Genomic DNA, 17,205 nt, shown 5'->3' on the forward strand with positions numbered 1-17,205 from the left:
GCCTTTCTGCCGGAGTTCGAATGGAACTCTAGCTTTCAAATGCCGGAGCAAACCGAAGCGTCCCGCTCGGCGCGGGTCCGCGAAGAACGATACGCTGCACGAGCCGCGTATCGAGATCATGATAGGTCAGTTGCCCATCGCTGCTGAAGCCCGCGCCGCGATAAACGTCGGGATTGCCGATCAGCGCGCATCCGCTCGCATCGATCCCCTTCAGTAATTCGAGGCCCCTTGCGATCAGAGCCTTGCCGATGCCCTGCCGCTGTCTTGCCGGCGTGACTGATATCGGCCCCAGCCCGAACCAGCCACCAGGCACGCCATCGATCGCCACCGGTGAAAAGGCGACATGCCCCAGGATCTCACCGTCTTCTTCGGCAACGAGCGATATCGCCAGATCGCCGCTCACGCGAAGTTTTCGGATAATCTCCGCTTCCGTACCACTGCTGTAGGCCATCGGCGTGAAGGCGATCGAGGTCAGCTCATGGATCGCGTCGATATCAGCAGGCGTTTCGTATCGGATATGCATCTCGGCGATCCCTCCGGCGGCACAAAGTAATCCAACAGCGCATCGACGTCATGTTGGGCGGCGGCACTAGCCTGCAGTGTATTTCATTATTTGGTTTTGGCTGTGATGGACTTGATACACTTGGCGACCCCCGTCGATCAGGTAGCCGTGGAGAAACCCTTCGGGGAAAAGCAGCAAGGCAACGTCATCGGCCTCGGCAAGCGCCGCGACTTTTGATGGCAGAATCCAGAGCCGCGTCGATATTCTCCCGGAACGCCGGCGTCTGTGCCGCGGCTATCCGAATGCTCCTCACCTCAATCTCCGCATTTGCGACGTACCTCACGAAAAAGCCCGGCGCGACGGCCGGGCTTTCTCCATGTCTTCTCCGCAAACCTCAGAAGGTCGCTGCACCGCTGCCCCAGGGGCCGTGGTGGAAATCCTTGCCATCCAGGCGGTCGAAGCCGTGGGCGCCGAAGAAGTCGCGCTGGGCCTGGATGAGGTTGGCGGTGCCCCGGCCCTGGCGGTAGGCGTCGAAATAGGTGAGCGCTGAGGTCAGCGCCGGCACCGGTAGGCCGGCGGAAATCGCAGCGGCGACAACGCGGCGAAGCGCCGGGATCGATTCCTTGACCATGTCCGAGAAGGCCGGCGTCACGATCAGGTTGGCTGCGTCAGGCGCCTTGGTGAAGGCCGATGTGATCTCGTCGAGGAACTGCGAGCGGATGATGCAGCCGGCGCGCCAGATACGGGCGATCGTCGGCATAGGCAGCGACCAGTTGAACTCGCGCGACGCTTCCGCCATCACGGCGAAGCCCTGTGCATAGGCGCCGATCTTGGCGGCAAACAGCGCCAGTTCCAGATCCTTGTTGAGCTCGGGGCCGTAAGCGATCGGGAAGGATACGGCCTGCGTGCCGAAGATCTTTTCGGCGGCTTCGCGCTGCGACTTCATCGAGGAAAGGCTGCGGGCGGCGACCGCGGCTTCGATCGCCGTTGCCGGAATGCCCATATTCTGCGCCTCGATCGCCGACCATTTGCCGGTGCCCTTCTGCCCTGCCTTGTCGAGGATCATGTCGACCATCGGGCCGCCGGAAACGGGATCGTTCGCAGCAAGCACCTTCTCGGAGATCTCGATCAGGTAGGAGTTCAGCCGGCCCTTGTTCCATTCACCGAAGATGCCGGAGATGTCGGAGGCGCTCTTGCCGAGGCCATCGCGCAGGATGCCGTAGATTTCGGCGATCATCTGCATGTCGGCATATTCGATGCCGTTATGGATGGTCTTGACGAAATGGCCGGCGCCGTCATTGCCGAGCCAGGCAACGCAGGGCTCGTCATTGTAGCGGGCGGCAATCGAGGTCAGCACCTTTTCGACGCGCTTCCAGGATTCCTCGGTGCCGCCGACCATGATCGACGGGCCGTGGCGCGCACCTTCCTCGCCGCCCGATACACCCATGCCGATGAAGGTGAGATCGGTGTTCTTGAGGCGGTCGAAGCGGGCGACGGTGTCGCGGAAATTGGCGTTGCCGGCATCGATCATGATGTCGCCCTTGGAGAGATGTGGGCGCAACGCCTCCATCTGCTGGTCGACGGCGTCACCTGCCTTGATCATGATGATGATCGGGCGCGGCGGCCGGATCGCATCGACGAACTCTTCGATGGTCTTGCAGGGAATGATCTGCTTCTTCAGATCGCCGGCGCTTTCGTAGAATTCGTCGGTTTTCTCCGGCGTGCGGTTGAAGACCGCAATTTTATTGCCTTTCTCCGCGATGTTGAGCGCCAGGTTGGAGCCCATGACCGCAAGGCCGATCAGTCCGATTTCTGCCTTTTCCACGACAAACCTCCGATGTGTCATTTGGACCGGTGTTGTGGCACTGTCTCGGCCAAACGGCAAGTCTGGCAAGGGTCTAATCGGTTCGCAAAAACCGATGAAATGCAGCTTTCGACGGTCGACTTGTCCGACAACCGCAAACCGCCGCCTGACCGGCATGCGGCAAATTTTTGTGACGAACCTGCCCGCTATCTCCTATCTCATGTTATCATCAGCGCCTCGGGAGATCTCGCTTTGGCATCGGGAAAAAGAAACGATCCGGCCATGCTCGCGGCCAGCGCCGGCCGCTACCGCGAATATGCGCCGCCGCCGGCGTTGCGCCGCCATTTCAGCCGCCTCTGGTCGCATACACTGCGCAACGGGCCGCCGGCAAAGGTCGCGATCGTGCCGGACGGTTATTGCGATCTCCTCTGGATCGATGGCCGGCTGGTCATCGCCGGCCCCGACAGGACGGCCGCCTTTCCTATCATCAAGCCTGGCACCACCGTCATCGGCGCCCGTTTTGCGCCCGGCGCCGCAGCCTCCTGGCTGAAGACGCCGCTCTCGGCGCTAGTCGGCCTCTCGGTGCCGCTGGCCGATATCGGCCGGAAGGACACGGCCGAATTCGAGGCGCGGCTTGGCGATTGCCCCGATCCCTCGGCCGTCGTAGCGCTGTTCGGCCGCATGCTGGAAGAGGCCGCAAGAGATGAAGAGATGCCCGCGCAGGATGCCACCGTCATCTTCGCCGCAGTCAACAACGGACGGCCGCTCTCCCGGCTGCTCGACATAAGCGAAAGGCAGTTGCGCCGCCGCTGCCACCATCACTTCGGCTACGGCGCCAAGACGCTGGAACGGATCCGCCGGTTCCAGCGTTTCCTCGACCTATGCCGCAGGTCGGGCACGACACCGCTTGCCTGCCTTGCGCTTGAAGCGGGCTTTGCCGATCAGGCCCATATGACGCGCGAGGTCGGCGAACTCTCGACGCTGACGCCCGCTGCCATCCTCGGCCAACTCGGCATGCGGAAAACACCCGGCTGACCGTTTTGTTCAAGACGCCGTCGGCCGGTCTGCTATTCCAGGCGGACCAGATACGAAGGACCTGCAAGCCATGTCGACAATGCCTGCGAAAATTGTCCACCTGTCCATCGAGCGCGATTGGCGCGACGTCTACGACTTTGCCGGCAAGCCGGAAAACATGCCGCTCTGGGCCTCCGGCCTTGCGACGGGGCTCGATCCCGATGGCGCCGATTGGATCGCCCACGGTGCGCTCGGCACCGTCAAGGTGAGCTTCGTGCCGACCAATGAATTCGGCGTGATCGATCATACTGTGACGATCGAATCCGGCCTCAGGGTTTATAATGCACTGCGCATCGTGCCGAACGGCGACGGCTGCGAGGTCATGTTCACGCTGTTGCGTCTGCCCGGCATGACCGACGCGCAGTTTTCCGCCGATGCCGCTCATGTCGAGAAAGATCTCGCCATGCTGAAAGCCCTGATGGAGAGATAGATGGCTGAGAAGTCAGAAAACCACGACCGCCGCATCGACTATGTCGAATTCAACGTCGCCGACATCGCCGCCGCCAAAGCCTTCTACGGCTCCGCCTTCGGCTGGCGTTTCACCGATTACGGCCCGAACTACTGTGAATTCGACGACGGCCGGCTGAAGGGCGGTTTCACCGATTTCGGTCCCGTGCGGCCGGGCGGCCCGCTGGTTGTCGTCTACGCCAGGGATCTGGAAGAGGTGCTGACCTCGGTCGAGAGAGCCGGCGGCACGATCGTCCGGCCGATCACCGATTTTCCCGGCGGCCGCCGCTTCCACTTCCTCGATCGCGACGGTTACGAGCTGGCCGTCTGGGCGAGCGCCTGATGCCATAGCCGAGCATCCGGCGGCCAAAGGCAGCCGATCGGGATCAACCAGCCTGCGGCGGCTGATCGAGATCTCCCATGACGATCAGCGCGCCGATCACTGTGCCGCCCGCATCGCGCAGCGGTGACATGCGACAACGCACTTGCCGCGATCCGCCGCTGCCGGCTGAGCGCTCATAGGTGTAGTCGATCTGGCCGCCGGCAAAACAGGTGTCGAGCTTCTGCTTGGCGCATTCGGCAAACCGCTTCTCGCCAATGAATTCGGAAAGATGACGGCCGATCAGTTCCATCGGCTTTTTGTTGAGATAGGCGCTGTTGGCCGGATTGGAATAGAGGTAGCGGTAATCCCTCGTCAGCACTGCCACCCGGTCCGGCATGCTGTCAAGGATCACCGCATTGAGAAACTGGCCGTTATCGGTATCCGGTACGTAGGCCGCCGGCGGCGCGATGCGCACGTCCTGCGGCGAAGGCACGCGCCAGTCCGGCCCATGCGTCCCGAAATAGCGGTCGAGCAGAAAGGAAAGTACCGTCGTGTGTTCGGTGACGCTGGCGCTGTCGTCGGCGTCCTGGCCGATGAGATGCGTCACAAACTGCAGCTGCATGTAGACTTCGAGCAGATTGACCGCCCGGTGAGCGAGGATCGCTTCGACCAGCGGCTCGACATGGCGGTCGAGGGCCGTGACGCGCTGATCGTCGCCCAGGCGTATGGCGTCCTCGATTTGCGTACAGCGCAAGGAAAAAGCTCGAAAAAGCTCCAGCAAGACGCCTTCAACTCCCATTGTCCCAAGAGACGAGTCCGAAACCTGACCTGGCTACACCTCTAAAATGCGCCTTGCAGTAGACATTATTCGCGCTTTGGTGGTGACGGGTAACATGAAGTGTACCTGGTTTCAATCCGAGGGCACCTGCCGCTTTTCACCGCTGATAAATTAGGGTGGACCTTTTCATCTCGAACGGGTTTCAGATTTCATGCCTGACGCCGCCCCAAAAGATCCGTTCTAAGGCGCCAGCGTCTGCTTGATTTGCCAGCGGTCGTGATACCACAGCCACTGTTCCGGATATTCCCGTACCCAGCTTTCCACCTTGTCGTTGAGCAGTTGAGCGGCCGCCGGCAGGTCGAGATTGCCTTTGGCGTCGCGCGGCATCTCCAGCCGCGGCTCGATTTCCAGCCGGTAGCGGTTTCCCGGCAGGCGGATGCAGCGGGCGGGATAAACCTCGCAATCGAACTGGCGCACCAGCTTCGGCAGCAGCGGATTGGTCTTCACATCGCGCCCGAAGAAGGTGCCCTTCAGGCCCTTGCCGAACTTCTGATCGACGAGCACGCCCACCCCCTGGCCCGCTTCCAGCTGGCGCGCGAGCGCGAAGGAGGAGCCGGCATGAGAAGGCACCAGCTTGCCCATGCGCGCGCTGCGGAAATCGAACACCTTCTTGGCGACATAGGGATTGTTCGGCGGCCTGAAGAGCACGGTAACGGTCATCCCGAAGGCCGCCGCCGCCACCGGCAGCAGCTCGAAATTGGCGGTGTGGCCGGTGAAGACGATGAAAGGGCGCGGATTGTCGCGCAGATCGATAAAGGTCGGAATACCCGACACCTCCACCCTGCCCGGCTGGGTTTGGTCAGGATCGAAATCGAACAGCTGGTCGAGGAAAACGTATTCGGCGGCGAGCCGGCCCATATTTCCCCAGCTGCCGAGTGCGATCTCCTCGATCTCGGCGTCGCTCTTCTCGGGGAAGGCGTTGCGCAGATTGACGAGCATCAGCTTATGGCGGCGGGTCCGCCGGCCGAGACGACGCATCATCCGGTCGGCGAATCGGATCGCCCCATCGGCCGGAAACAGCTTCAATATGTTCAGGAAGCCGAACATCGCCTGCGCTACCAGCCATTGCTGGAAATTCCTGAGCGCCAGAACGATCCGGGTGATGAAGAGCTTCACGTGGGGCTCAATCCATCTTCAGGATGATCTTGCCGAAGATCTGGCGCGATTCCATCCGCTCCAGCGCCCGGTCGATATCGTCGAAGCCGACTTCGGTATCGATGACGGGATGGACGAGCCCGCGGCCCATCTTCTGCATCGCATCCGCCATGTTCTCCATGCGGCAGCCGAAGGAGCCGAAGAGCTTCAATTGCTGCTGGAACAGCATCATCAGGTTCATCTCTGTGGAAACGCCGGAGGTCGAGCCGCAGGTGACGAGACGGCCGCCGCGCTTCATGCAGAGCATCGAGCCCGCCCAGGTATCCTTGCCGACATGTTCGAAGACGACGTCGACGCCCTTCTTCTTGGTGAGCTTGCGTACCACGCCTTCGAAGCGATCGGTGCGGTAGTTGATGACGTGATCGGCGCCGAGCGCCTTGGCCTTTTCGATCTTGTCGTCGGAACCGACCGTGGTGATGACCGTGCAGCCGATCTTCTTGGCGAGCTGGATCGCCGCCGTGCCGATGCCGGAGCCGCCAGCATGGACGAGGATCGTTTCGCCGGGCTCGAGCTTGGCATTGTCGAACAGCATGTGCTCGACCGTGCCGAAGGTGACGGGAGCGAGTGCGGCGCCGATCGCATCCACACCGGGAGGTGCGGGAACCAGCAGACGCGCCGGCAGGTTCACCTTCTCCTGCGCGAAGCCATCGAGATGGAAGCCGTGCACGCCGGAAACATGTTCGCAGAGATTGTCGCGGCCTTCGCGGCATGGGCGGCAGAGGCCGCAGGTACGCGCGCCATAGATCGAGACCAGTTGCCCCGGCAGTACGTTGGCAACGCCCGGCCCGATCGCTTCGACGACGCCGGAGGCCTCCGCACCGATAACGAGCGGCATCTTGCGCTTGGCGAATGCCATGCCGCGCCAGCCCCAGACGTCGATATGGTTGAGCGCCACCGCCTTGACGCGCAGCGTCACCTCGCCGGCGGCAGGTGCGTCCGGTTCCGGCAGGTCGGTGATCTCAAGCTTGCGGTCGTCGATCAGTTGCAAAGCGCGCATGATTTATAGTTCTTTCTTCTACGTGGATCGTCGTCATGCTCGGGCTTGTCCCGAGCATCTGCCAGCGGTCATTGAGTGATGCAAGTAGATCCTCGGGACAAGCCCGAGGATGACGTTAAAAACCACTTCGTCCCAAAATCAAGGAGGGTCTCTAAGCCGGTTCGAGCGCCATGACAAGGCTGGCATTCTGCCCGCCGAAGCCGAACGAGTTGGAAAGCACGGCTGAAACCTGAGCATCCCGCTTCTTGTTCGGCACGACATCGAGCACGATCGATGGATCGGGATTGGTATAGTTGATCGTCGGCGGCAGTGTGCCCGTCAGCATAGTCTGCAGCGAAAACACCGCCTCGACGGCGCCCGCCGCCGTCAGCGTATGGCCGATCATCGACTTGTTCGACGAAACCGGGATGCCGACCAGCCGTTCGCCGAAGACGGCGGACATCGCGCCATATTCCATCTTGTCGTTCTCCGGCGTCGAGGTGCCGTGCGCGTTGATGTAGCCGATTCCGCTCTCTTCGATGCCGGCATCGGCAAGGGCCGCACGGATCGTCGCGATCGCCGGGCCGCCGTCCGGCGATGACCGGGTGCGGTGGAAGCTGTCGGCCTTGTCGCCGGCGCCCTTCATGATGCCGAGCACCTTGGCGCCACGGGCAACCGCCGATTCCAGCGATTCCAGCACCAGGGTCGCCGCACCTTCTGCGATGACGAAGCCGTCGCGATCCTTGCTGAACGGCTTGGAAGCCTTGGTCGGAGGATCGTTCTGCGTCGAAAGCGCAGACAGCAGCGAGAAGCGGATCAGCGCTTCGGCGCTCAGCGATCCGTCGGTCGCAACCGTCAGCGCCCGGGTCGTGCGGCCTTGGCGGATGGCTTCGATGCCGAGCTGGATCGCGGTGACGCCGGAGGCACAAGCCGTCGACAATGTCACGGGAAGACCGCGTGTGCCGAACCGGTCTGCAAGGCGCTCGGAAATCGCACCGAACAGCGCGGCTTCGTGGAAGGCAGGGTCAGGCCGCTGGCGCAGCGCCGTCAGAAAACGCTCATAGGCATCACCGGGATGGTCGGAGGCCGGCGAACGGTCGGCAAGTTCGAAACGCGCGCTCCATTCCGGCTCGATCGGCGGGGCGGCGAGAAACAGCGGGCCGTTGAAATCGCCGGAAAGACCGGCATCGGCAAGTGCCTCGATCGTCGTTTCCCGGGCGAAGGCATAGGAGCGCTCGACGGCGTTCGGTACCGGAATGCCGATGAAATCGACCGTGCCGGCAATGCGCGTCGACAGCCCCTCGGTCGGGAAGCGGTTGATCTCGTGGATGCCCGAGGTGCCGGAGGAAAGGGCTGCCCAATTGTCCTTCAGCCCTTGGCCGAGCGAAGTGATGATGCCCATGCCGGTGACGGCAACGATCGGACGGCCGAGATGATCCCTGTAAGCGGAAGCTGTCATATCTCTCACTCCTCACGCATCTGCGGAAAGAACGGCGACGCCCTCGCCGCGCTGGTGGCCGACCGTGGTCACGACAGCGGCGGTCGCGCCTGTGTGCATCGGCGCCTCATGGGCGGCATCGAACGGCGGCACCTTGGCCTTGCCGTCGACCGCAAGGGCTGCGAGCGCCAGACCCAGCGTGAACTGCGTCTCGATCGTATGGCCGGTGACACCGCCAAAGCCGCGGATTGCAACGTCGGGCAATTGATGTTCGAGCACCGCCCGCTCGCGGGCGGCAAGATCGTGCATGCCGGTCGAGCCAGAAAAGATCGCCGTGCTTTCGGCGGCAAGCCCGGCGGCGGGCGCCAGCAGCCGCTCCAGCCGGACTTCGAAATTGCCGGCGCCGCGGTTGCCTCGGTCGCCCTCGACCGCATCGATGACGGCATAGATATGGGCGCTGCGGGCCTCCGCGTGCCGGCGCGATTCGAGCACCAGGAAGGCGCCTGCCGAACCGGTGATCATACCACCGCCGTCGCTGGGTCTGCGCGACCAAAGCGGCACCCAGTCGCCGCGCGCATGGGCGCCGATCGCCTCGGTCAGCAGGATCATGTCGGGACGCTCGGCCGCAAAGGCGCCGCCAACAAGCGCATGCGAGGACTCGCCCGACTTGATGCGGTAGAAGGCGGTCTCGACGGCCGATATGCCGGCCGCTTCCTCGCCCATGAAGGTGCGCGACGAGCCGGTGACCTTGTGCACGATCGAAATATTGCCGGCGAGCAGGTTGGAAAGCTGGGCGAGGAACAGCGTCGGCCTGAGTTCCGTCGTCAGCTTCTCGTTCAAAAGCAGCTCGCGGTCGTTGCGCTTCAGCGCCTCGTCGACGATCAGCGTATCGACATTGATGTCGCGCTCGCCGCCGCCGGCTGCCACGATCATGTCCATCGTGCCGCAGGCCTCGATATCGTCCTTGAAGCCGGCATCGTCGAGTGCCAAGCCCGCGGCGAAGACACCGATGCGCTGCCAGTTCTCCATCTGGCGCTGGTCGCCGCGCTTGGCGATCTGCTGCGACCAGTCGATCTCAGGCAGCGGATGCACCGGATAGGGCTTGAACTTCTCGGTCTCGACGATCGGCTTGGGCGTGCTCGCCGCCGAAAGCAGCGCGACATGCGCATCCTTGCCGACGCCCTGACAGGTGACGATACCGATGCCTGTGATGACGACGTCGTTTGCAGCCTTGCTCATCCAATCACTCCCTGCGCCGCGATCGCTTCGAGAAGCCCGATCTCGCCGGCACGTTTCTTCACGATATCGCCGAGCGGCACCTCGGAAAACGGCATGGTGCGAAGCTTCAGCTGCGCATCGCACACCTTCTTGCCGCCGCTGGTGATTTTAGCCTTGGTGACCGCAAAACCCGAACCGTCGTGCTCGAGCACCGCCTCGATGTCGAGCACGGCTTCCGGTTCGACGAAAGTGCGCATCTTGGCGCCGTCGACCGTCATCAGGAACGGCATGGCGGCAAAATCGGTGACGGCAAGCACCAGCATGCCGGAGGCCTGCGCCATGGTCTCGATCAATAGCACGCCGGGAACCAGCGGCATGCCGGGAAAATGCCCTTCGAAGACGGGGCTCTTGGCCGGCACGACGGATCGCGCCTTAAGCACGCCCTTCTTTAGGTCCACCGCTTCGACGCGGTCAATCATCTGGAAATATTCCAGCAGCATTCGGATCCTCCGGCCCGACAGGCCAGATCCGCCCGCCGGTGACGACTACTTAGAGCAATTCCAGGAAAAGTGCGAAGCGGTTTTCCGTCCGGAAGTGCGAATCTGAACTGATCTAGGAACGAAACCGCCCGGCCGCCATATTCATGGCGGCAGGGCGTTCAAAAAAGACTGATATGTCGCTCAGGCCTTGGCTGCTTTGAGCTCGTCGATCTTGGCGCAGAGGTTCTTCAGCACGAAATATTCTTCGGTGGAAACCTTGCCCTCGTTGACTTCCTGCGTCCACTTTTCGAGCGGAATCTTGATGCCGAATTCCTTGTCGATCGCAAAGACGATGTCGAGGAAATCGAGGCTGTCGATACCGAGGTCGTCGATCGTATGGCTCTCCGGCGTGATCGTGGCGCGATCGATCTCGCTGGTTTCTGCAATAATGTCGGCAACTTTATCGAATGTAGCGGTCACGCGCTGTACCTCATGAAATGACGATTTAACCTCCTCATAGGCAAATCCATTTCAAAAGCCAATGCTTTCGTCCGGGCGTTGCGGCAATTTGCCGATTGGGTGTTGCCTAAACAGCAATGGAATGCGGACCTTTGCCGTCGTCGGGGCTACAGGCGACCCCGCAGCAGGAAGCCCGCTACGGCGGCGGAGCGAACGAGCCGTCCGAATCAAAACCGTGCAGGGCCTCGCCATTCGCAAGCGCCTCCTCCCGTAGGGAACCGCAGACATGGGCAGTTGATCTAGATCAAATCGCGATCCGGGGAAATTGATAATGATCAAGCAACGCGGGAAAGGAATCGGGATAGCCGAACCCGCAATCGAGACGCAATCGCCGGGAAGATTCCGGCATGCCGGGTGCACTAGGATCAGGGATCAGGATATGGACGTCGCACACAGTGAGGTTCTCGAGCTTGGCATCCCCGTCGCCTGCCGCTCCTGCCAGGCGCGGCACGGCGTCGTCTGCGGCGCCTTGTCGAGCAGCCAGCTCCGTGAGCTCGGACGCCACTCGCTGCGCCGCAAGATCGACGCCGGCTGCGAGATCGTCGCCCAAGGGTCGGAAAGCTCTTTCTATTCGAACATCATGCGCGGCGTGGTGAAGCTCTGCAAGGTAATGCCGGACGGGCGCCAGCAGATCGTCGGCCTGCAATTCGCCCCCGATTTCGTCGGCAGGCCTTTCCTGCGCGAAAGCACGCTGTCGGCCGAGGCTGCGACGGACGCTGAAATCTGCGTCTTCCCCCGAAACCTGCTCGACCGCATGATCTCGGAGACACCGGAATTGCAGCGCAGCCTGCACGATCAGGCGCTGAGGGAACTGGACGCCGCGCGCGAATGGATGCTGACGCTCGGCCGGCGCACCGCCGAAGAGAAGGTCGCAAGCCTGCTCCACCTCATCGCCACGCATGCCGAGCCGCAAACGGCGACGAGCACCGCCTTCGACCTGCCGCTATCGCGCGCCGAGATCGCCGATTTCCTCGGGCTGACGATCGAAACCGTCAGCCGCCAGATGACCAGACTGCGCAAGAGCGGCGTCATCCGCATTGAGAACTTCCGGCATATCGTCGTGCCCGATATGGATGAGCTGGAAAAGAAAATCAGCGGGTGATGATGACGCGAGTATTGGCAAGACCGGCTTGACGCGTCAGCGAGAAGAACTGCGCTGCGTTGTCCGGATGCAGGCGGACGCAGCCATGCGAGGCCGGTCGGCCAAGGCGCTTCAGGTCGAAGGTGGCGTGAACGGCATAACCGCCGTTGAAGAACACGGCATAGGGCATCGGCGCATTGTCGTATTTGCGAGAGCGGTGATCGCGCGACAGCCACTTGGCGCTCCACGAACCGGTCGGCGTGACATAGCCGTTGCGCGCGGTCGAAACCTTCCAGCGATACTTGACGAAGCCGTTCTCTGTGACGGTCATCGTCTGCTTGCCGATGCTGACATTGGCAACCAGCGTTGCCGCCTCGGCGGCAACGGGAGAAAACTGCAGCAATAAACTTGCGGCCGCGGCCGCCAAAATCGTCTTCATGATAATCCCTCCTCGAACCGGCGTAGTTTAATTACGCCGCCACGACAGAGAGACTACGGCAATACTTTCTATATAGCTTTAACCCGAATGGTAATCACAATTTTAACACGTTTAGGCCGGAAAGGCGCTGCAAGACAGCGGCCGGCCTCACTGCAGCTTGCGCGCCGCTGAAGGCTGCTTGAGCTGACGGTAGGCCTTGTTCATCTTTTCGCGGATCGAGGCCATCGTGCCCAGATTATGACCGCAGGCGGCACAGGTGATGATGTCGGTCTCGCGGATCTCGGCACGCTCGAACTTCATTTTGGTGCTTTTGCACTTCGGGCACGGTAATTCAACCTGGACTGTCATCGCTCTCTTTCCGGTCTGAGACATGAGGCGTTTCGCATAAACGTTTGAGATGGAGCTGTCCACCGAGACGTGGTTGCCTTGTGTTACCCCCTCCGCCCTGCCGGGCATCTCCCCCACGTTCCACCGACGGATCACCCTACAAAAAACAAACAAACAACCCGAACGTCAAACCGGCGAGGACCATGCAGCTCGCATAAAATACCGATACGCCGTCTTCGATATCGCCTGATGTGGCGACGTCCCGGCCGGCATCGTTGATCATCGGCTCGGTCACCAGGACCCCGCCATAGATCCGGGGACCGGCGAGCTGGACGTTGAGAGCACCCGCCATTGCCGCCTCCGGCCGGCCGGAATTCGGCGAACGGTGCAGGCCGCCGTCGCGCATCCCCACCCGGATCGCCTGGCGGCAGGGGCTGATACCCCGCCGGATCCAGGCGCCGGCGGCAATCAGCAGAATGGAGAGCCGGGCGGCCGGCCAATTGGCGATATCGTCGAGCCGGGCGGCGGCCCAGCCGAAATCGATGTATTTCTCCGACCTGTGGCCGATCATCGAATCCGCTGTGTTCAGCATTTTGTAGGCAAGCAGTCCCGGCAGGCCGAAGACGGCATAGCAGAGCGCCGGCGCCACCACGCCATCGGAGAAGTTTTCGGCAAGGCTTTCGATCGCCGCGCGGCAGACGGCCGGCTCGTCCAGCGTTTCCGGATCGCGCCCGACAATGCGGGAAACAGCGGCTCGTCCGCCGGCAAGCCCGTGGTCGCGCAGAGCTGTCGCGACGGCCGCGACATGATCGGCAAGGCTCTTCTGCGCCAGGAAGATCGCCACGAGCCCGGCCTCCAGCACGATGCCGGCAAGGCCGAAGAGCGCGAAGAACCGGTCGAACACGAAGCCTGCGGCAATCGACAGCAGAAGCAGCGTCAGGATCGCGGCAACACCGTTCATCCGGCGTTGGGAACCTGTAAGGCTCGAGGGATTGAGCTGCTGGTCGGCATAGGAGATCGCCGCGCCGAAGATGACGACGGGATGCGGCACGCGCGACCACAGCCATTGCGGATCGCCGGCGATCCGATCGAGCAGCAACGCCAGAAGCAGCACGAGAAGGTTTTCGTCGATCGTCATCGCTCAAATCCCTGAAGGGCTTCGCCAAGCCGCCAGTCCGCCACCGGATCGGGCGTCAACCCGAAGCGCAGCCAATCCGGCGCATAATCAAACTTGCGGACGAGAATATGATGCCGGCACAGATGCGTGTAAATGTCGCCGGCTCTCGCATCGGCGACAAGGGTAAAAAGCGCCGTTCCTCCCGCCTTCCGCAATCCGGCGCCCGTCAGCACCGCGGAAAGGCCGGCGCAACGTTCATCGATGCGGCCGCGGGTTAGAGACACGTCCGAACGCAGGAGCGAGCCAGCCAGTGACAGCGCCGGCCCTGAGACCGCCCAAGGGCCGAGCCAACTCTCGAAACGCTCCAGAATATCCCGGCGGGCAATGGCAAAGCCGAGCCGCAGGCCGGCAAGCCCGAAAAACTTGCCGAAGGAGCGGAAGATGATCAGGTTGGACAGTTCTTGCGCGCGGGCGTCGAGGCTCAGCTCTGGATCGGCATCACCGAAGGCCTCATCGACGACGAGCAGCCCGCCGGCCGCCTTCATCCTGTCGTGCAGGGCAATCAGCGTTTCGGCCGGCCAGGCCCTGCCGTCCGGATTGTTCGGATTGACGACGACGGCCAGCCGATGCTCGGCCCGGATTGCGGCGACATCGCCAACCGCATCGACGGCAAAACCCGCCGACGTAAAGGCGCGCGCATATTCCCCATAGGTCGGTGATACCACGGCAATTCTATTGTCCGTCACGGCAACTGGCCCGTCCCGTCGAAGCAGGCGTGGCAGAAGCTGGATCACCGATTGCGTCCCGGGCACCGGCAGCGGCAGGATCCCGCCGCTGCGGTAATAGTCGCGCGCGGCACACCTTGCCTCGTCGACGAGATGGCTGTCCGGCAGGCGGTGCCATGCCCTCGCCGGAATGTCCGGCAGGGTGACGGCGCACGGATTGATACCGGTTGAGAGATCGAGCCAGTCTTCCGGCCTGCCGCCGAAGGTGGCGGCAGCGGCGGTAATACCGCCGCCATGGGCGATGGGCGCGCTCATGCAGCCGCTCCGGCAAGATCGATCAGGTGCATATAGGAACCCGCCACCTGTCCGCGCCGCAGCCCGACAGCACCGAGATCGGTTCCGAGTGCGTCCTGCGCTGTGAACAGCCGCTTTCCCTCCCCCTCGGAAACGACCGTGGAATAGTGGAATTCATGCGCCGTCATCGTCCGTGCGAAGAAAGCACCGTCGAGCGGCGTCACGCGGCGATAGCCGAGATGGCGCCGGCGCTCGGCATAACTGGTGACAACAGGCAGCAGGCCGAGCATCTCATGACGCTTCCCCCCTGCATCGATCAACCCATCGCCCAGCACCATGTAGCCGCCGCACTCGCCATAGATCCTGATGCCGCGCGCCGCCGCATCGAGCATGCCGGCGCGAAAATTCTGCGCAGCGGCGAGCCGCCCGGCATGCAGCTCGGGATAACCGCCCGGCAGATAGATCGCATCGGCATCGGCGGCCGGCGCCTCGTCGGCAAGCGGCGAGAAAAAGGAAATATCAGCACCGCGCCGCCGCCAGCCGAGCAGCATATGCTCGTAGGAAAAGGCAAAGGCGACATCGCGCGCCACGGCAACGCGGGCGCCGATCGGCATCAGCCGGTCGATATTGGCCGCCGACGGCCGATTGAGACCCTGCCTGGCGATGCGCAGCAGGAATTCGAAATTGCATTCCTCGGAAACGGCGTCCGCCGCATGCTCGATGAAGTTTTCAAGGGTCGCATGTTCGCCGGCCTGGACGAGGCCGAGATGGCGTTCCGGCAGCGCAAGCGCCTTTTCGGCTTCAATTACGGCGACGACAGGCATGCGGATAGCTTCCAGCGCTTTGCGCAGCATCGCCTCGTGCCGCTCGCTGCCGACCTTGTTGAGGATGACGCCGGCCACGCGAACATCGGCGCGGAAGCCGGCAAAACCTGATACCAGCGGCGCCACCGACTGCGACATGCGCGAGGCATCGACGACCAGCACCACGGAGAGGCCGAGCTGCGCGGCAAGATCAGCCGCGGTTCCCTTTCCGTCGGCCGCTCCGTCGAAAAGCCCCATCATCGCCTCGATGACGAGAATGCGGTCGCCGGAGCGGTGAAGAGCTGAATTGGCCGAGATCAGTTCGGGGCGCATCGCCCAAGGGTCGAAATTCAGGCAGGGCACGCCGCTTGCGGACGCATGGAAGGCGGGGTCGATGTAATCGGGGCCGGCCTTGCCGGGCGCGACCGCGATGCCGCGCCGGCGAAGCGCCCTCAGCAATCCGAGCGTCACCGTCGTCTTGCCGGCGCCGGAGGACGGCGCTGCGATCAGCAGGCCGCTCATATCAGCACCTTGCCGGAGCGGCGGAACGGATCGGGTTGCAGCCGCCGGCCCGCCAGTGCGCCGAGCCAGTCGAGCGAGGCCCGGAGCCGCACCACCTCGCCGACGACGACCACCGCCGGCGGTTCAAACCCTGAGGTGGCGACTGCCGCGGGCGCCTCGCCAAGCGTCGTTTCCAGCACCTTTTGCCGGCCAGTGGCGGCATTGCAGACGAAGGCAACGGGTTCGCTCGGCGGTCGGCCGGCGGCGATCAGCCGGGCGCTGATCTCGGCGATATGTTTCATTGCCATATACATGACGATGACGGGCGAGCCCTGGCCGATGGCCTCCCAGTTGATCCTGTCGGGTACGATGCCGGAGGAATCATGGCCGGTGAGAAAGGTGACGGCGTGGTTGATGTCACGATGCGTCACCGGGATGCCGGCATAGGCAAGACCGCCGATTCCGGCGGTGATGCCCGGCACGATGCGGAAGGGGATGTTGTGCTCGACCAGCGTCAGCGCCTCTTCGCCGCCGCGCCCGAAGACGAAGGGATCGCCGCCCTTCAGCCGCAGCACCCGCTTGCCGGCGCGCGCCAGTTCCACCAGCCGCAGCGAAATGTCGCGCTGCTTCGCAGAAGGCTTGCCGCCGCGTTTTCCCGCATATTCAAGCTCTGCGCCGGGGTGCGCGAGCTTCAGACAGTCCTCATTGACAAGCGCGTCATGGACGATCACGTCCGCTTCGGCGAGCCCCTTGGCAGCCAGGAGCGTCAGCAGGCCCGGATCACCCGGACCAGCCCCGACGAGCCAGACGCTGCCGGGCTCCAGCGCCGGCAGATGTGAAAGTTGATTGGTCAACATTTTGTTGATCTAGGCCCAGCAAGGGGCAAGGTCAACGGCGCCTGCACCGCCTCATTCGAAGTTGCTGAGATCAAGATGACTCACTTTGCAAACAAGCGGATTCGACCTTGCAGGAAAGCGGCGCAACAATATGAATATATTGCAATATTACCAAAATGTCCGCCACCCGCCTGCGCCCCTCATTTGTCGCCAAGCCTCGCGCATATCGACCGGCTGCAGATGTTCGGGACAAGCCGAGCATGACGCAAGAGGGTTAGGCCGATTGTGTCAGTCTGTGGCCGGCCGCGAT

Annotated in this window: 19 protein-coding genes and 1 pseudogene; 4 read left to right on the top strand and 16 right to left on the bottom strand. The window is 62.8% G+C overall.

Going from position 1 to position 17,205, the window contains the following annotated elements:
- Positions 1 to 28 precede the first annotated feature (28 nt).
- The 3 genes and pseudogenes from RHEC894_RS12610 to gndA all read right to left on the bottom strand — a co-directional run bounded on the left by RHEC894_RS12610 (position 29) and on the right by gndA (position 2,348).
- Entirely contained in the window at positions 29 to 523 is a 495-nt protein-coding gene (locus RHEC894_RS12610; protein WP_085737519.1) for an N-acetyltransferase, read from the bottom strand.
- Between the two features lie 132 nt (positions 524 to 655).
- Positions 656 to 815: pseudogene (locus RHEC894_RS33370) on the bottom strand (carbon-nitrogen hydrolase family protein); the annotation flags it as partial.
- An 81-nt stretch (positions 816 to 896) separates the two neighbouring features.
- Positions 897 to 2,348 carry an NADP-dependent phosphogluconate dehydrogenase gene (gene gndA / locus RHEC894_RS12620; RefSeq protein ID WP_206427856.1) on the bottom strand — a complete coding sequence of 484 codons (1,452 nt, stop codon included), beginning with the start codon at positions 2,346 to 2,348 and terminating at the stop codon, positions 897 to 899.
- Between the two features lie 210 nt (positions 2,349 to 2,558).
- Here gndA and RHEC894_RS12625 point away from each other — a divergent pair, with 210 nt between their 5' ends.
- The 3 genes from RHEC894_RS12625 (at position 2,559) to RHEC894_RS12635 (ending at position 4,170) form a co-directional block, all read left to right on the top strand.
- A complete protein-coding gene (locus RHEC894_RS12625; protein ID WP_085738964.1) occupies positions 2,559 to 3,341 on the top strand; it encodes a helix-turn-helix domain-containing protein in 783 nt (260 codons plus the stop codon).
- Positions 3,342 to 3,411: 70 nt separating this feature from the next.
- Positions 3,412 to 3,810, top strand: coding sequence for a polyketide cyclase (locus RHEC894_RS12630; protein ID WP_085737521.1), 399 nt, complete (start codon positions 3,412 to 3,414; stop codon positions 3,808 to 3,810).
- On the top strand, positions 3,811 to 4,170 hold the full coding sequence (locus RHEC894_RS12635; RefSeq protein ID WP_085737522.1) for a VOC family protein: 360 nt from the start codon (positions 3,811 to 3,813) through the stop codon (positions 4,168 to 4,170).
- A 43-nt stretch (positions 4,171 to 4,213) separates the two neighbouring features.
- On the opposite strand, the gene RHEC894_RS12640 is transcribed toward RHEC894_RS12635, so the two are convergent.
- From RHEC894_RS12640 to RHEC894_RS12670, 7 genes are all read right to left on the bottom strand, one after another.
- A complete protein-coding gene (locus RHEC894_RS12640) occupies positions 4,214 to 4,930 on the bottom strand; it encodes a PAS domain-containing protein (RefSeq protein ID WP_085737523.1) in 717 nt (238 codons plus the stop codon).
- Positions 4,931 to 5,167: 237 nt separating this feature from the next.
- Positions 5,168 to 6,103, bottom strand: coding sequence for a lipid A biosynthesis lauroyl acyltransferase (locus tag RHEC894_RS12645; RefSeq protein WP_085737524.1), 936 nt, complete (start codon positions 6,101 to 6,103; stop codon positions 5,168 to 5,170).
- A gap of 7 nt (positions 6,104 to 6,110) precedes the next feature.
- Positions 6,111 to 7,139 carry a zinc-binding dehydrogenase gene (locus RHEC894_RS12650; RefSeq protein ID WP_085737525.1) on the bottom strand — a complete coding sequence of 343 codons (1,029 nt, stop codon included), beginning with the start codon at positions 7,137 to 7,139 and terminating at the stop codon, positions 6,111 to 6,113.
- 151 nt (positions 7,140 to 7,290) lie between these two features.
- Positions 7,291 to 8,577, bottom strand: a complete 1,287-nt coding sequence (locus tag RHEC894_RS12655; protein WP_085737526.1) for a beta-ketoacyl-ACP synthase — start codon at positions 8,575 to 8,577, stop codon at positions 7,291 to 7,293.
- A gap of 12 nt (positions 8,578 to 8,589) precedes the next feature.
- Positions 8,590 to 9,795, bottom strand: a complete 1,206-nt coding sequence (locus RHEC894_RS12660) for a beta-ketoacyl-ACP synthase (protein WP_085737527.1) — start codon at positions 9,793 to 9,795, stop codon at positions 8,590 to 8,592.
- The gene (locus RHEC894_RS12665) at positions 9,792 to 10,274 is read right to left on the bottom strand and encodes a 3-hydroxyacyl-ACP dehydratase FabZ family protein (protein ID WP_085737528.1); all 483 of its coding nucleotides are present in this window, start codon (positions 10,272 to 10,274) and stop codon (positions 9,792 to 9,794) included. Before RHEC894_RS12665 ends, RHEC894_RS12660 begins: the two co-directional genes overlap by 4 nt.
- A 180-nt stretch (positions 10,275 to 10,454) precedes the next feature.
- On the bottom strand, positions 10,455 to 10,733 hold the full coding sequence (locus tag RHEC894_RS12670) for an acyl carrier protein (RefSeq protein ID WP_003540486.1): 279 nt from the start codon (positions 10,731 to 10,733) through the stop codon (positions 10,455 to 10,457).
- A 418-nt stretch (positions 10,734 to 11,151) separates the two neighbouring features.
- Here RHEC894_RS12670 and RHEC894_RS12675 point away from each other — a divergent pair, with 418 nt between their 5' ends.
- The gene (locus RHEC894_RS12675; RefSeq protein WP_010068658.1) at positions 11,152 to 11,874 is read left to right on the top strand and encodes a Crp/Fnr family transcriptional regulator; all 723 of its coding nucleotides are present in this window, start codon (positions 11,152 to 11,154) and stop codon (positions 11,872 to 11,874) included.
- On the opposite strand, the gene RHEC894_RS12680 is transcribed toward RHEC894_RS12675, so the two are convergent.
- The 6 genes from RHEC894_RS12680 to cobA all read right to left on the bottom strand — a co-directional run bounded on the left by RHEC894_RS12680 (position 11,864) and on the right by cobA (position 16,916).
- Positions 11,864 to 12,292: a L,D-transpeptidase gene (locus RHEC894_RS12680; protein ID WP_085737529.1), complete on the bottom strand. Its 429-nt coding sequence runs from the start codon at positions 12,290 to 12,292 to the stop codon at positions 11,864 to 11,866. The genes RHEC894_RS12675 and RHEC894_RS12680 overlap by 11 nt on opposite strands.
- Positions 12,293 to 12,439: 147 nt before the next feature.
- Entirely contained in the window at positions 12,440 to 12,640 is a 201-nt protein-coding gene (locus tag RHEC894_RS12685) for a hypothetical protein (protein WP_003579852.1), read from the bottom strand.
- A 136-nt stretch (positions 12,641 to 12,776) separates the two neighbouring features.
- Complete coding sequence (gene cbiB, locus RHEC894_RS12690) at positions 12,777 to 13,757, bottom strand: adenosylcobinamide-phosphate synthase CbiB (RefSeq protein ID WP_085737530.1); 981 nt, start codon at positions 13,755 to 13,757, stop codon at positions 12,777 to 12,779.
- Positions 13,754 to 14,776 (bottom strand): threonine-phosphate decarboxylase CobD, encoded by a 1,023-nt coding sequence (gene cobD / locus RHEC894_RS12695; protein WP_085737531.1) that lies wholly within the window; start codon positions 14,774 to 14,776, stop codon positions 13,754 to 13,756. The genes cbiB and cobD overlap by 4 nt, the downstream gene beginning before the upstream one ends.
- Positions 14,773 to 16,080, bottom strand: coding sequence for a cobyrinate a,c-diamide synthase (locus RHEC894_RS12700; RefSeq protein ID WP_085737532.1), 1,308 nt, complete (start codon positions 16,078 to 16,080; stop codon positions 14,773 to 14,775). Before RHEC894_RS12700 ends, cobD begins: the two co-directional genes overlap by 4 nt.
- Positions 16,077 to 16,916: a uroporphyrinogen-III C-methyltransferase gene (cobA, locus tag RHEC894_RS12705; protein WP_085737533.1), complete on the bottom strand. Its 840-nt coding sequence runs from the start codon at positions 16,914 to 16,916 to the stop codon at positions 16,077 to 16,079. Before cobA ends, RHEC894_RS12700 begins: the two co-directional genes overlap by 4 nt.
- Positions 16,917 to 17,205 lie beyond the last annotated feature (289 nt).

The organism is Rhizobium sp. CIAT894 (assembly GCF_000172795.2).
Lineage (GTDB): Bacteria > Pseudomonadota > Alphaproteobacteria > Rhizobiales > Rhizobiaceae > Rhizobium.